Annotated in this window: 10 protein-coding genes; 7 read left to right on the top strand and 3 right to left on the bottom strand. The window is 74.7% G+C overall.

The annotated features are described in order from the left end of the window. Positions 1 to 69: 69 nt before the first annotated feature. Positions 70 to 1,005, top strand: coding sequence for a LysR family transcriptional regulator (locus tag ABZT12_RS14770; protein ID WP_356382902.1), 936 nt, complete (start codon positions 70 to 72; stop codon positions 1,003 to 1,005). On the opposite strand, the gene ABZT12_RS14765 is transcribed toward ABZT12_RS14770, so the two are convergent. Further along, positions 1,002 to 1,730, bottom strand: a complete 729-nt coding sequence (locus ABZT12_RS14765; RefSeq protein WP_356382899.1) for a gamma-glutamyl-gamma-aminobutyrate hydrolase family protein — start codon at positions 1,728 to 1,730, stop codon at positions 1,002 to 1,004. The genes ABZT12_RS14770 and ABZT12_RS14765 overlap by 4 nt on opposite strands. A gap of 96 nt (positions 1,731 to 1,826) precedes the next feature. Continuing rightward, positions 1,827 to 2,561 carry an FCD domain-containing protein gene (locus ABZT12_RS14760; RefSeq protein WP_356382896.1) on the bottom strand — a complete coding sequence of 245 codons (735 nt, stop codon included), beginning with the start codon at positions 2,559 to 2,561 and terminating at the stop codon, positions 1,827 to 1,829. 85 nt (positions 2,562 to 2,646) lie between these two features. Between ABZT12_RS14760 and ABZT12_RS14755 the strand changes: the two genes are divergently transcribed. Genes ABZT12_RS14755 through ABZT12_RS14740 form a run of 4 tightly spaced genes read left to right on the top strand, consistent with a single transcriptional unit; the run spans position 2,647 to position 7,522 of the window. After that, entirely contained in the window at positions 2,647 to 4,017 is a 1,371-nt protein-coding gene (locus ABZT12_RS14755) for a glutamine synthetase family protein (protein ID WP_356382893.1), read from the top strand. A gap of 11 nt (positions 4,018 to 4,028) precedes the next feature. Next, complete coding sequence (locus ABZT12_RS14750; RefSeq protein ID WP_356382890.1) at positions 4,029 to 5,423, top strand: aldehyde dehydrogenase family protein; 1,395 nt, start codon at positions 4,029 to 4,031, stop codon at positions 5,421 to 5,423. Then, positions 5,420 to 6,244 (top strand): 3-oxoacyl-ACP reductase, encoded by an 825-nt coding sequence (locus tag ABZT12_RS14745; protein ID WP_356382887.1) that lies wholly within the window; start codon positions 5,420 to 5,422, stop codon positions 6,242 to 6,244. Before ABZT12_RS14750 ends, ABZT12_RS14745 begins: the two co-directional genes overlap by 4 nt. 27 nt (positions 6,245 to 6,271) lie before the next feature. Next, positions 6,272 to 7,522 (top strand): haloacid dehalogenase-like hydrolase, encoded by a 1,251-nt coding sequence (locus tag ABZT12_RS14740; RefSeq protein ID WP_356382884.1) that lies wholly within the window; start codon positions 6,272 to 6,274, stop codon positions 7,520 to 7,522. Positions 7,523 to 7,564: 42 nt separating this feature from the next. On the opposite strand, the gene ABZT12_RS14735 is transcribed toward ABZT12_RS14740, so the two are convergent. Next, a complete protein-coding gene (locus ABZT12_RS14735; RefSeq protein WP_356382881.1) occupies positions 7,565 to 8,767 on the bottom strand; it encodes an amino acid deaminase/aldolase in 1,203 nt (400 codons plus the stop codon). Positions 8,768 to 11,095: 2,328 nt separating this feature from the next. Here ABZT12_RS14735 and ABZT12_RS14730 point away from each other — a divergent pair. Beyond that, the gene (locus tag ABZT12_RS14730) at positions 11,096 to 11,935 is read left to right on the top strand and encodes a hypothetical protein (RefSeq protein ID WP_356382878.1); all 840 of its coding nucleotides are present in this window, start codon (positions 11,096 to 11,098) and stop codon (positions 11,933 to 11,935) included. Continuing rightward, on the top strand, positions 11,932 to 13,107 hold the full coding sequence (gene mycP / locus ABZT12_RS14725) for a type VII secretion-associated serine protease mycosin (RefSeq protein ID WP_356382875.1): 1,176 nt from the start codon (positions 11,932 to 11,934) through the stop codon (positions 13,105 to 13,107). The genes ABZT12_RS14730 and mycP overlap by 4 nt, the downstream gene beginning before the upstream one ends. Positions 13,108 to 13,117 lie beyond the last annotated feature (10 nt).

Raw genomic sequence — 13,117 nt, 5'->3', positions numbered from 1 at the left:
CGTGCACCGTCCCGCTGACCGGGACGGGCGGCCGGGGAGTTTGGGTCTGTCCGGACATAAACTGGATTTATGAGCGGCATCGAGGAGCAGCGCCGGGACGCCCGGCCGGCGGGCGGTTCGCTGGCCCACCGGGTGCCGGACCTGGGCGGTCTGGAGCTGCTGCTCGCGGTGGCCAGGCTGGGCAGTCTCGGCCGGGCGGCGCGCGAGCTGGGCATCACCCAGCCCGCGGCGAGCAGCCGGATCCGTTCCATGGAGCGGCAGTTGGGGGTCGCCCTGGTGGACCGTTCACCGCGCGGGTCCCGGCTCACCGACGCCGGTGCGCTGGTCACCGACTGGGCGCGGCGGGTGGTGGAGGCGGCGGCGGCGTTCGACGCGGGCGCGCAGGCGCTGCGGGACCGGCGCGACTCGCGGCTGCGGGTCGCAGCGAGCATGACGATCGCCGAGTACCTGCTGCCCGGCTGGCTGCTCGCGCTGCGCGCCCAGCGGCCCGACACGGCGGTCTCCCTGCTCGCCGGGAACTCGGCGACGGTCGCCGAGCGGCTGCTCTCCGGCGAGGCGGACCTCGGCTTCGTGGAGGGGCTGACCGTGCCGGCCGGCCTCGACTCGGCGGTCATCGGCCACGACCACCTGATCGTGGTGACGGCGCCCGGCCATCCCTGGGCCCGGCGCCGCCGCCCGGTGACCGCGCCCGAACTGGCCTCGACCCCGCTGATTTTGCGGGAGAAGGGGTCGGGCACCCGTCAGGTCCTCGACGCGGCGCTCGGCGGCCTGGCCCGCCCGCTGATCGAACTCTCCTCCACCACGGCGGTCAAGGCCTCCGCGGTCGGCGGCGCGGGCCCGGCCGTCCTCAGCGAACTCGCGGTCGGCGAGGAGCTCTCGACCCGGCGCCTGGTCGCCGTCCCGGTGGACGGCCCGACCCTCGCCCGGGCCCTGCGAGCGGTCTGGCCGACGGGCCACCGTCCCACCGGCCCGGCGCGCGAACTGCTCGCCCTGACAAGGGGTTAGGGCCCTCCGTCCGGGGCGGGCCCCGCCGCCGGGGTCGCCGGTGGGCCGGCGGCGCGGACCAACTCCCGCATCACGCGCGGGTCGTCACCCATCTCGGGATGCCACTGCACGCCCAACGCCCACCCGGGGGCGGGCAGTTCGATCGCCTCGACGGTGCCGTCCGACGCGTACGCCGACACCAGCAACCCCTCGCCCAGCCGGTCCACGGCCTGGTGGTGATAGGTCGGTACGGACGACTCCTCCGGTACGGCGTCCGCGTAGCGCGTGCCGGGGACCGGCTTCACCGGGTGGCGGCCGAAGACGCCGAGTGCCTCCGCGTGCCCGTCGAGGTGCTGGGTCAGGGTGCCGCCCAGGGCGACGTTCAGCAGCTGCATGCCCCGGCAGATCCCCAGCAGGGGCCGACCGGCCGTCAACGCCGCGTCGATCAGGGCGAGTTCCCAGGCGTCGCGGGCCGGTGCGGGCGGGCCGGTGCGGGGGTCGCGGTCGGCGCCGTAGCGGCTGGGTTCGACGTCGGGGCCGCCCGCGATCACCAGACCGTCGAGACGGGCCACGGTCGCGGCGGCATGTTCGGCCTCGTCCGGGGGCAGCATCACGGCCAGACCGCCGGCCCGCCGTACGAGCCGCGGGTAGCCGGCCGGCAGCAGCGCCGCCTCCAGCTCCCACGCGCCCCAGCGCGCCCCGGCCTCCAGATACGTACTGATGCCGATCAACGGTCTGCCCGTCATACGTCCTCCGACCCCGGTCCCACCACGGTAATGGTCTGCGTCCATACCTTTGCCGACCGGGCACCCGAAGGGCAAGGACCCCCGCTGCCCGGGGGTTCAGGCCAGGAAGCCGCGCAGCAGCGCCGCCGTCCCCCCGCAGTGCTCCCGCATCATCTCCCGCGCCCCGTCCGCGTCCCCGTCGAGCACCGCCTCGACCAGCGCGATGTGCTGGCGCTGGGAGTGTTCGAGGTTGCGCACCAGCAGCGGAATGCAGTCGAGGAGGTCGTTGACCGCGGCCCGTACCCCCGCGTACTGCGCGGTCAGCGTCGGCGACCCGCACAGCTGGGCCAGCGTGAGGTGGAGCAGGGTGTCCCGCCGGCGGTAGTCGCTGAGCGGCGCGTCGTGGGTGGCGGCGAGCGCCTTCCGCAGCCGCCCCGCCTGGTCGGGCGTCAGCCCGTGGGTCGCGCAGAGCCCGGCCGCCCCGACCTCCAGCACCTCCCGGAAGCGCAGGACGTCCTCGATGTCGACCGAGCTGATCCGCCGCCGCAGCTCGTCCTCGCCACCCGCGTCGGTGCGGGCCAGGACGAAGGTCCCCCCGTAGCGTCCGCGCCGCGACTCCACGAGCCCCTGGTCCTGGAGCACCTTGAGCACCTCGCGCAGCGTCACCCGGCTGATCCCCAGCCGCTCGGCCAGCTCCCGCTCGGCCGGCAGCCGCCCGCCGCCCGGGACCAGGCCGAGGCGCACCACCTGGAGGATCTGCTCCAGCGCCTCCTCGAATCCGTTGCCCGCCCGCACCGGCCGCAGTACCGGGGTCAATCGGTCCCGCGGGGCGTCCTCCGCGTCAAGCGGCATATGGGGGCACCCCCTTCCCAAGCAATGGTTCACCGCAATACCTTATGGCTCCGGCTGACCGTAGAGGCCGAAGGAGGCTTTCCCCGTGGCAGACCGCACACCACCGTTGAGCGTCGAGGAGTTGAGCGTCCTCGTCGCGGCCGGTGAGATCGACACCGTCGTCCTGGCCTTCCCCGACATGCAGGGCCGGCTCCAGGGCAAGCGGTTCGCGGCCCGGTTCTTTCTCGACGAGGTGCTCCAGCACGGCACCGAGGGCTGCAACTACCTGCTCGCCGTCGACACCGAGATGAACACCGTCGACGGATACGCGATGTCCTCCTGGGACCGCGGTTACGGCGACTTCGCCCTCCACCCGGACCTGTCCACCCTCCGTCGGGTGCCCTGGAACGAGGGCACCGCTCTGCTCGTCGCCGACCTCGCCTGGGACGACGGGTCGCCGGTGGTCGCCGCGCCCCGCCAGATCCTGCGCCGCCAGCTGGAGCGCCTCGCCGAGCGCGGTCTCACCGCGCAGGTCGGTACGGAGCTGGAGTTCATCGTGTTCAAGGACACCTACGAACAGGCCTGGGACGCCAACTACCGCGGGCTCACTCCGGCCAACCAGTACAACGTCGACTACTCGGTGCTCGGGACCGGCCGGATCGAACCCCTGCTCCGCCGCATCCGCAACGAGATGGCCGCCGCCGGGCTCACCGTCGAATCCGCCAAGGGCGAGTGCAACCCGGGCCAGCACGAGATCGCCTTCCGCTACGACGAGGCCCTCGTCACCTGCGACCAGCACGCCGTCTACAAGACCGGCACCAAGGAGATCGCCGCCCAGGAAGGCGTCTCGATCACCTTCATGGCCAAGTACGACGAGCGCGAGGGCAACTCCTGCCACATCCATCTCTCGCTCGCCGACGCCGACGGCTCCAACGTCATGGCCGGCACCGCCGCCGACCCCGACGGGATGTCGGAGGTCATGCGGCACTTCCTCGCCGGCCAACTCGCCGCGCTGCGCGACTTCTCGCTGCTCTACGCCCCCAACATCAACTCCTACAAGCGGTTCCAGCCCGGCTCCTTCGCGCCCACCGCCGTCGCCTGGGGCCACGACAACCGCACCTGTGCGCTCCGCGTGGTCGGCCACGGCCGGTCGATGCGGTTCGAGAACCGGCTGCCCGGCGGTGACGTCAACCCGTATCTCGCCGTCGCGGGACTGGTCGCGGCCGGCCTCTACGGCATCGAGCAGAAGCTGGAGTTGCCGGAGCCCTGCACGGGCAACGCCTACGCCGCCGACTACGCCCACGTCCCCACCACCCTGCGCGAGGCCGCCGAGCTGTGGGAGGCGAGCCCGATCGCCCGGGCAGCCTTCGGCGACGAGGTGGTCGCGCACTACCGCAACATGGCCCGCGTCGAACTGGCCGCCTTCGACGCCGCGGTCACCGACTGGGAGCTGCGCCGCTCCTTCGAACGCCTGTGAGAGGTCCGCACGTGTCCGACCGGTCCGACCAGTCCGCTCCCGAACTCCGCGTCCTCGACCCCGCCACCGAGGAGGTCGTCGCCACCGTCCCCGCCGCCACGGCGGCCGACGTGGACGCCGCCGTGGTACGTGCGACGCGGGCGCAGACGGCGTGGGCGGCCCTGGCCCCCGCCGACCGCGCCCGGCTGCTGCGCCGGTTCGCCACCACCGTCGACGAACACCGCGAGGAACTGGCCCAGTTGGAGGTGCGCGAGGCCGGCCACACCATCGGCAACGCCCGCTGGGAGGCGGGCAACGTCCGCGACCTGCTCGACTACGCCGCCGGGGGAGTGGAGCGACTGACAGGTCGTCAGATCCCGGTCCCCGGCGGCCTCGACCTCACGATCCTCGAACCGCTGGGGGTGGTGGGCGTCATCGCCCCCTGGAACTTCCCCATGCCGATCGCCGCCTGGGGCGCCGCCCCCGCGCTCGCGGCGGGCAACGCGGTGATCCTCAAACCGGCCGAGACCACCCCGCTGACCGCGCTCAGGCTGGCCGGACTCGCCCTGGAGGCAGGACTTCCCGAAGGCCTCTTCCAGGTGCTGCCCGGCCACGGCCCGGTCGCGGGCAACGCCCTCGTCGAGCATCCCGGTGTCGCGAAGCTCGTGTTCACCGGGTCAACAGCCGTGGGCAAACAGGTGTTGGCGAAGGGTGCGGCGCTGCTCAAGCGCGTCACCCTCGAACTCGGCGGCAAGAGCCCCAACATCGTCTTCGCCGACGCGAACATCGAGGCCGCCGCCGCGGCGGCTCCGATGTCCTTCCTCGACAACTCCGGCCAGGACTGCTGCGCCCGCACCCGCATCCTCGTCCAGCGCTCCGCCCACGACCGCTTCCTGGAACTGCTGACCCCGGCGATCGAGGCCGTGTCCGTCGGCGATCCCGCGGACGAGAGCACCGACATGGGCCCGCTCATCTCCCGCGCCCAGCTCGACCAGGTCCGCTCGTACGTCCCGGCCGGTGCCGCCGGAATCCGCGGCAAGGCGCCCGAGGGCCCCGGTTTCTGGTTCCCGCCCACCGTCCTGACCGGCGTCGACGCCCGCGCGCGGGTGGCCGTGGAGGAGGTCTTCGGGCCCGTCGCCGTCGTCCTGCCCTTCGAGGACGAGGCCGACGCCATCCGGCTCGCCAACGCCACCGACTACGGCCTCGCCGGCTCCATCTGGACCCGTGACGTCGGCCGCGCCCTGCGCGTCTCCCAGGCGGTCCGGGCCGGCAACCTCTCCGTCAACTCCCATGCGAGCGTCCGCTATTGGACCCCCTTCGGCGGCTTCAAGCAGTCGGGGATCGGACGGGAACTCGGCCCGGACGCGCTCACCGCCTTCACCGAAACCAAGAACGTCTTCATCAGCACGGAGGGCCCCGCACAGTGACCCAGCCCCAGCCCCAGCCCCAGTCCCACCCTCGGCCCCGGGCCGAGGAGAACGTCTGCCGACGGCTGGTCGGCCGTACCGCCGTCATCACCGGCGCCGGCAGCGGCATCGGCCTCGCCACCGCGCGCCGGCTCGCCTCCGAGGGCGCCCACGTCGTCTGCGGCGACATTGACGAGACCCACGGCAAGGCGGTCGCGGACGAGGTCGGCGGGCTCTTCGTGAAGGTCGACGTCACCGACCCCGACCAGGTCGAGGCGCTCTTCAAGGCCGCCCACGACACCTACGGCAGCGTCGACATCGCCTTCAACAACGCGGGCATCTCCCCGCCCGACGACGACTCCATCCTCGACACCGGCCTGGAGGCCTGGAAGCGCGTCCAGGACGTCAACCTCACCTCCGTCTACCTGTGCTGCAAGGCCGCCATCCCCTACATGCGCCGCCAGGGCCGGGGCTCCATCATCAACACCGCGTCCTTCGTGGCGCGGATGGGCGCGGCCACCTCGCAGATCTCGTACACGGCGTCCAAGGGCGGCGTCCTCGCCATGTCCCGTGAGCTGGGCGTCCAGTTCGCCCGCGAAGGCATCCGGGTCAACGCCCTCTGCCCGGGCCCGGTCAACACCCCGCTGCTGCGGGAACTCTTCGCCAAGGACCCCGAGCGCGCCGCCCGCCGCCTCGTCCACATCCCGGTGGGCCGCTTCGCCGAGGCCGAGGAGATCGCCGCCGCCGTCGCCTTCCTCGCCAGCGACGACTCCTCCTTCGTGAACGCCGCCGACTTCCTCGTGGACGGCGGCATCTCCGGCGCGTACGTCACGCCCCTCTAGCGGACATACCGGTACGGTCCACGTCGTATGCGACGACTTCTCGCGTGGACCCTGGTGACGGCCGCCGCCCTGGCGGCCGCACCCACCACCACTCCGGCCCGGCCGGCCACCCCGAACTGCCCGCGCCTCACCGCGAGTTGGTACGGCGACAATCGCGCCCGCCTCCAGCGGGTGATCGACGAACGCGGCAGCTGCTCGGGCAGGCCCGGACGCCGCCCGGTCGCCGTCTTCGACTGGGACAACACGGTCACCAAGAACGACGTCACCGACATCACCCTCGCCTGGACCCTGAGACACGACAAGATCCTGCGCCCGGCCCGCTGGACGGAGACCAGCGAGTGGCTGACCGGCGCCGCCGACCGGGCCCTGACCGGGGCCTGCGGCACGGCCGTACCGGTGGGCGCGCCGCTGCCGACCTCCACCACCCCCCGCTGCACGGACGAGATCGTCCGCATCCGCGACACCGGCGCCACCATGAGCGGCGCCCCGGCCTTCGCCGGCCGCTGGAACCACCGGCGCACCGTCCCCCAGTACGCCTGGGTGCCCCAGCTCCTCACCGGCCGCACCCCCGCCCAACTCGCCTCCTACGCCCGCGCCGCCCGCCGCGAGGCCCTCGCCGCCCCGATCGGCGCGACCCAGCGCGTGGGCACGCACACCGTCCCGGCGTACGTCCGCTACTACGACCAGCAACGCGACCTGATCCGCACCCTCCGACGGGCCGGCTTCGACGTCTACATTGTCTCGGCCGGCTCCGCACCCGTCACCGAGGTCTGGTCCCGGGGCGTCGGCGTGGACCCCGCCCACACCATCGCCATCCGCTCCCTCCTCGACCGCCACGGCCGCCTCACCCCCTGGACCACCGGCTGCGGCGCCACCCCGGCTACCCGGGGCGGGACGATCCCCTACATCGACGGCAAACGCTGCTGGATCAACCAGCGGATCTACGGCGTCCGGGGCGCCGCCGCCTGGCAGCGGCAGGATGGGCGGCACCGGCCGGCCATCGCGGCCGGCGACGCCGACACCGACGTCACCTTCGTCGGCGACGCGACCGGCGCCCACCTGGTGGTGAACCGGAACAAGAGCGAGCTGATGTGCCGGGCCTACGACGACGCCGACGGCCGCTGGCTGGTCAACCCGATGTTCATCGACCCGCTGCCGCACCGGCCGGCCCCCTACCCGTGCTCGACCACCGCCTACAACGCGCCGGACGGTGCCCGCACACCGCTGCTGCGCGCCGACGGTTCGCTCGTCCCCGACCGGGCGGACACCGTGTACTGAGGCCCGGCCGCACCTGCCCGCGCCGGCGGGAGCGTCCGGGGGTCAGAGGAACGTGCGGCCCTCGCCCCGGTAGGTCGGGACGGCGGCCGTCACCGCGTCGCCCTCGATCAGGTGCAGCGTGTCGAACCGCTCGCACAGCTCCCCGGCCTTGGCGTGCCGGAACCACACCCTGTCGCCGATGAGGAGGTCGTCGGCGGGGGAGCCCAGCAGCGGGGTCTGCACCTCGCCGGGTCCCTCCTGCGGGTCGTAGCGCAGCCCCTCCGGCAGGTACGGCACCGGCAGCCGGTCCGGTCCGGGTGCGCCGGAGGCCGGGTAGCCGCCGCCGAGGACGGTCACGACGCCGACACCGGGGCGCCGTACGACGGGCTGGGCGAAGAGGGCGGCCGGACGGCCCGTGAAAGACGTGTAGTTGTCGAAGAGCCGCGGCAGGTACAGCCCGGAGCCGGCCGCGATCTCCGTCACGGCGTCCTCCGCGGCGGTGTGCTGCACGCTGCCGGTGCCACCGCCGTTGACGAACTCCAGCTCCGGCACCACGGCCCGCACCGCGCGCACCACCTCGGCGCGCCGCTCGGCGAGTTCGCGGCGGGCGGTGGCCTGCATCAGCCGGATCGCCCGCGACCGCAGGGGGCGCCCGGCGACGGAGTCGCCGACCCCGGCGATGTGCCCCTCGTACGCCATGATCCCGACGACCTCGAAGCCGGGGCGGCGGGCCACGGCACGGGCGAGGCCGGCGACCTCGGCCGGGGAGTGCAGCGGGGAGCGGAGTGCGCCGACCCGCAGCCGGCCGCCGAACATCCGGAGCGCGGTGTCCAACTCCAGGCAGACCCGCACCACTTCGCGGCCGCCGGCCCGGGCGTCGTCGATGAGATTGAGCTGCGCCGGGTCGTCGATCATGACGGTGACGGCGGCGGCGAGCTTGGGGTCACTCGTCAGTTCGGCGAAGGAGGCCCGGTCGGCGGAGGGGTAGGCGAGGAGGACGTCCTCGAAGCCGGACCGGGCGAGCCAGAGCGACTCGGCCAAGGTGAAGGACATGAGGCCCGCGAAGCCGTCCCGGGCCAGGACGCGTTCGAGCAGGGCCCGGCAGCGTACGGACTTGCTGGCGACGCGGATCGGCTTGCCGCCGGCCCGGCGCACCAGGTCGTCCGCGTTGGCGTCGAAGGCGTCCAGGTCCACGATCGCGACAGGGGCGTCGAGATGGGCGGTGGCCCGGTCGTAACGGGCCCGGTCGGCAGCGCGCGCAGTCATGAACGAAGCCTGCCAGACAGGATTACCGCAGGGTAGGGGGATGTTCCGGGCAGATGCCCCGGGCTCGCGGACTGGTTCCCGTTCGCGTGGGGGCAACCCGTAGAGTGACGCGCACGCACGGAGGAACGCCCCCGGCCGTTCGACCGCGTCCGGGATGGTGCTCCGCCGCCGCGGGTATGCGTGCCCGGACGGACCAATCCAGACCGGGCGGGGGTACGAACTACTCCGGCCACGTACGAGGAAACGGCCCGGGCACGAGGAAACGGGGGGTGCATGAGCACGGAAGCGCGACGCGCCCCCGTCCCGCCGCGCCGCCCCTCCGAACCGGCCGGTCCGGGCGAGCAAGCCCCGCACGGCGAACCCACCCCACCGTCCAACAGGCCGTCCTCCAGGCCGACTTCGGGGGAGCCGTTGGGTGAACGCCCCTTCTCGGCCTTCGGCCTGCGGCCCAGCGGACGCGGGACCGGACAGCCCCAGGGCGGAGCGGCACCCGGCCCGGATCCCACCGGGTCCGGCGGCGGGACCGGGACGGGACGCGCCGGGTCCTCGTCCGGTGCGGGCACGACCGTTTCCGGAGGCGTCGGTTCGTCGTCGTCCGCTACGGGTCCCGGTTCCGGCGGGGTTCCGGACGGCGGCCGTGGGGGCGGTGCCGCCGGGGATGCGCGCAGGGCGCCCGGCCCCGTCGACGGCCGCCCCTCCTTCCCCGGTGTCCGGCCCTTCTCGCCCCGGGCCGCCGACGCCGCGGACCCGCCCCCGCCGCCCGCCTCGGCCCGCTTCCCGGACGCGCCCCCGGCGACGGTCCGCGACCCGCGGCGTGTGACCACCGGGGGCGTACCGCCGGAGGGCGTCCCGCCCCGGCCGCCGCACCGCCCGCGGTCATGGCGGGAGACCCCGCCGGACACGACACCCGGTGCCCTCCACCCGTTCGACGGCGTCGGCACGGCGCCGGGCACCGCCGAGGGGACCCCGCCGGAGAGAGCCGCGAGCCGGCCGGGACCGGGTCGCCCCGCGACATCCGCCGAACCGGGCCCCGGCGCCTCCGACGTACCGTTCGAGGGGCTGTCCTGGGAGGCCTGGACCGGCGCCGACACGAGTCCGGAGCCGCCGGCTCAGTCGGATCCGCCCCCACGAACGCCCGACGCGCAGCCGCGGCCCAACCCCGGCGCTTCGTCGGAGCCGGCCCGTCCGGACCGCCCGGCGGCCTCGCCCGGGTCCGCCGCCCCCGGGTGGACCGCGGAGGGGATGCCCTGGCAGCCGTTGTCCGGCGGTGGCCCCGGTACCGAGGCTCCGTCGCGTCCGGCCGCCGACGTCCACCCGGACGCGCCCGCGCGACAGCAGCCGCGGCCGACAGCCGCCACTCCGTTCGTTTCGGCAGCGACCGGTTCCTCCGAGGGGCCGGACAGCCTCTCCTGGCGGGAACTGTCCAACGCCGGGCCGACCACCCGACCCACCCCGGGCCCCCCGCCGCACGCCGCCGACGACACCTCGCCCGAGCCCTCGTCCGCACCGGGTGCGAGGCCTGAGCCGCCCCTGCACGACCCGGCTGTCGGCGATCCGGTCCACCGGCACCAGGGCCTGCCCGACGCGTCCGCGCGGCAGGGGGCGCCCGAGCCCTTCCCGCGCCAGGCGGCGCCTTCGACCGCTCGGCGGCAGGAGGTGCCCGAGCCGTCCCCGGGAGACGCGGCGCCTTCAACTCCCCGGCAGCGGAACGCCTTTGGCGCTCCCCGGCCGGACACCACCCCCAGCGCCCCGGGCCGCCCGACCGTGCCCGAAAGCTCCCGCCCGCGACCCGCGCCCGCCGCTCCCCACCCCGGCGCCGAGCCCACCACCCCCCAGCACCCGCGCCCCGCCGCACCCCCCGACGCTCGCCAGGGCGCCGCCCCCGCCACCCCCACCGACATTCCGCCGCGCCCCGCGGAACCCCCGGCCCACCCCCGCCCCGGTACCACCAACTCCGCACCCGCGCAGGGCGGTTGGTCCCCCTCCACCACCGGGACACCGAGCTCCCCGGACGGTCGTGGCCGGGGGGACTCGACGTTCTCGGGTGCCGACTGGGCGGACGCCGAGCGCCGGTTCGGAGAGCCGGAGCCCGCGGCCTGGTCGCCGTCCGCCCCGGGAACGCCGGTCCCCGTCGTGGACCGGGGCCGGTCCGACGGGTCGGACGGGGCACGCCGGTTCGGCGCGGTGGAGGCGGCGGAGCCCGCCGCCTGGTCGCCGTCGGCCCCGGGGACGCCGACGCGGCCCGTGTCCGAGCTGCCCCGGCCCGCGAGCCCGGCGGCGGCACCCGGCGCCGTAGCACCTGATCCCGCTTTCTCCTGGAGCGCGCCCATGAGCCCCGGTGACGGGCGGCCCGTCGTGTCGTTCGGGGAGCCCGAGGGGTACGACGGGGCCGGGCGCGGGCGTCCGCTCGCGGGGCGGGTACGGCCCAGGACCGCGGTGATCGCCCTCTGTCTCGTCCTGGGGCTCGGGCTCATCAGCGGTGCGGTGACCGGGAGTTGGCTCACCGGGGAGACGACCGCACCCAAGGACGCCGGCACCTACGCGGCGGCCGGCGCGCTGTGGCACAGCGTGCCCGTCGACGAGTTGTTCCCCGCCACCGTGCGGGGCAGGGGCGCCGGACCCGGCGGGGCCGACCGCACCTGGACCCGGATCGGCGTCGCGCCCGACAGCGGCTGCGCCGACGCCTTCGACCCACTGCTGCGCGCGACCCTCGCCCCCGCCGGCTGCCGGCGGCTGCTCCGGGCCACCTACACCGACGCCACCCAGAGCTTCGTCACCACCGTCGGGCTCCTCTTCACCAAGGCCGACGCCGCGACCATGGGCGCGCTGGCCAGACGGTTCAAGGACGAGGGACTGGCCGACCGGACCGACCTGATGCCCCGCCCCTACGCGGCCAAGGGCACCGCCGCCGCCGGCTTCGGCGACCGGCAGCGCGCGTCCTGGACCGTCTCCGTCCTCACCGACGCCCCCGTCGTCGTCTACGCCGTCTCCGGCTGGGCCGACGGCCGGACCGTCGACACCCCCCAGTCCGCCGAACAGGCCATCCAGTCCGGCACCACCACCGCCCCCTCGCAGGCCGGCCTCGGCAACGAGGCGCAGGGCCTCGCCGACCGGGTCGGACGGAGTCTGCGCGAGACCGTCGAATCGCCCACGGAGAAGCCCTCATGAGCGTCACCACCCGCCGGGCAGGTCTCCTGAGCGTCCTCCTCGCCGCCTCGGTCGCGCTCGTCCCCTCCACGGTCGCCCACGCCGACGGCATCCGCGCCCAGGAGTGGGCCCTCGACGCCATGCACACCCAGCAGGCCTGGCAGACGACCAAGGGCAAGGGCATCACCGTCGCCGTCCTCGACACCGGCGTCGAGGCCGACCACCCCGACCTCGTCGGCAACGTCCTCGCCGGCAAGGACATGGTCGGCTTCGGGGCCCGGCCCGGTGACCGTGCCTGGGCCCGGCACGGCACCGCCATGGCGGGCATCATCGCCGGTCACGGACATGGCACCGGCGACGCGGACGGCATCATCGGCATCGCCCCCGAAGCCAGGATCCTGCCCGTCCGGGTCATCCTCGAAGACGGCGACACCGCCCGCGGCAAGGCCCGCTCCACCCGGGGCAACGCGCTCGCCGACGGCATCCGCTGGGCCGCCGACCACGGCGCCGACGTCATCAACCTCTCCCTCGGTGACGACTCTGCCTCCGCGCACCCCGAACCCACCGAGGACGAGGCGGTCCAGTACGCCCTGAAGAAGGGCGTCGCCGTCGTCGCCTCGGCGGGCAACGGCGGCGAGAAGGGCGACCACGTCTCCTATCCGGCCGCCTACCCGGGCGTGATAGCCGCGACCGCCGTCGACCGCTTCGGCACCCGCGCCTCCTTCTCCACCCGCCGCTGGTACGCCACGGTCGGCGCGCCCGGCGTCGACGTCGTCATCGCCGACCCCGACCACAAGTACTACGAGGGCTGGGGGACCAGCGCCGCCTCCGCCTTCGTCTCGGGCGCGGTCGCGCTGATCAAGGCCGCCCACCCCGGCCTGGCGCCCGCCCAGATCAAGAAACTGCTCGAAGACACCGCCCGTGACGCCCCCAGCGGCGGCCGCGACGACTCCCGCGGCTTCGGGTTCATCGACCCCGCCGCCGCCATCAGGACCGCCGCCGGACTGAAGACCGAGAACCTGCGGCCCGCCGCCTACGGCAGGAAGTACTTCGGGTCGGGCCCGGACGCCCCCGCCTCCGCCCACGACACCTCGGGCTGGGCGGGCCCCCTCGCGGGCAGCCTCGGCGGGGTGCTGCTGGTGATGGCCGTGGTGCTCTGGCGCGGTCGCCGCAGACAGGCCGAGGATTTCTGAATCCCGAACG

The sequence above is a fragment of the Streptomyces sp. NPDC005423 genome (assembly GCF_040606415.1).
In the GTDB taxonomy this organism is placed as follows: domain Bacteria; phylum Actinomycetota; class Actinomycetes; order Streptomycetales; family Streptomycetaceae; genus Streptomyces.
The sequence above is the reverse complement of the archived record's forward strand: the minus strand, read 5'-3'. Positions and strand labels throughout refer to the sequence as shown.

Excerpts from the sequence above, each read along its gene's own strand:
- ABZT12_RS14770 (WP_356382902.1), top strand. The coding sequence starts at position 70 with ATGAGCGGCATCGAGGAGCAGCGCCGGGACGCCCGGCCGGCGGGCGGT.
- ABZT12_RS14765 (WP_356382899.1), bottom strand. The coding sequence starts at position 1,730 with ATGACGGGCAGACCGTTGATCGGCATCAGTACGTATCTGGAGGCCGGG.
- ABZT12_RS14760 (WP_356382896.1), bottom strand. The coding sequence starts at position 2,561 with ATGCCGCTTGACGCGGAGGACGCCCCGCGGGACCGATTGACCCCGGTA.
- ABZT12_RS14740 (WP_356382884.1), top strand. The coding sequence starts at position 6,272 with ATGCGACGACTTCTCGCGTGGACCCTGGTGACGGCCGCCGCCCTGGCG.
- ABZT12_RS14735 (WP_356382881.1), bottom strand. The coding sequence starts at position 8,767 with ATGACTGCGCGCGCTGCCGACCGGGCCCGTTACGACCGGGCCACCGCC.
- ABZT12_RS14730 (WP_356382878.1), top strand. The coding sequence starts at position 11,096 with ATGAGCCCCGGTGACGGGCGGCCCGTCGTGTCGTTCGGGGAGCCCGAG.
- mycP (WP_356382875.1), top strand. The coding sequence starts at position 11,932 with ATGAGCGTCACCACCCGCCGGGCAGGTCTCCTGAGCGTCCTCCTCGCC.